At 59.2% G+C, this 647-nt stretch carries 1 protein-coding gene and 1 pseudogene; one reads left to right on the plus strand and one right to left on the minus strand.

All coding sequences use genetic code 11. The annotated features are described in order from the left end of the window. The coding region (locus AC0L3D_RS36870; RefSeq protein ID WP_473647555.1) for a type 2 periplasmic-binding domain-containing protein at positions 1-480 on the plus strand (480 nt) is incomplete at its 5' end. A gap of 14 nt (positions 481-494) precedes the next feature. Here the strand turns inward: AC0L3D_RS36870 and AC0L3D_RS36875 are convergent. Further along, positions 495-647: pseudogene (locus tag AC0L3D_RS36875) on the minus strand (TIM barrel protein); the annotation flags it as partial.

Here is a 647-nt window from a genome sequence, read left to right on the forward strand (position 1 = left end):
GAATTGTTCATGTCGAGCGCGCATCCAAGAGCGGCGCTGTTCGACGACACGCTCGTGTGCGTAGGCTGCCCCACGAACAAGCAGCTGCCGCAGCAGCTTACATTCGAGAGATACATGTCGATGAGGCACGTTGCGGCCAAGTTCGGGCGGAAGCCCTCCGTCGAGGAGCGTTTTTTTCTTGAGCATGGCCTGAAGAGACGTGTCGAGGTCATCGTGCAGGCCTTCAGCATGATCCCGCCGATGGTCTCAGGCACGGCTCGTATAGCGACCATGCCCTTCCGGCTGGTTGAGCATTTCAAGAAAACCTTCCCACTGCAGATCATCGAACTTCCGCTGCCGCTTCCCGCATTTACCGAGGCCCTCCAATGGCCCGCCCTTCACAACAGTGATGCGGCAAGCGTCTGGATGCGCGAGATATTGTTACAGGAGGCGTCTCGAATGAGTTCTCCGCGGGACGCCAAAAAGGGTCGCAAGCCCTGATTGACTACCGCGTCGATCGGATCGCTCACGCTTGAGATGTGCACGAGACCGGTCAGGTCGCAGGAGAAGAACGGCTCCCCGGCGAGCGGCGTGATGAAACGTGTCGTGCACGAGGCGGAAGACGGACTGGCCATCAATGGCGGCAATGGCCTTAGCCGCTTCGTTCT

This window comes from Mesorhizobium sp. WSM4837 (assembly GCF_055811435.1).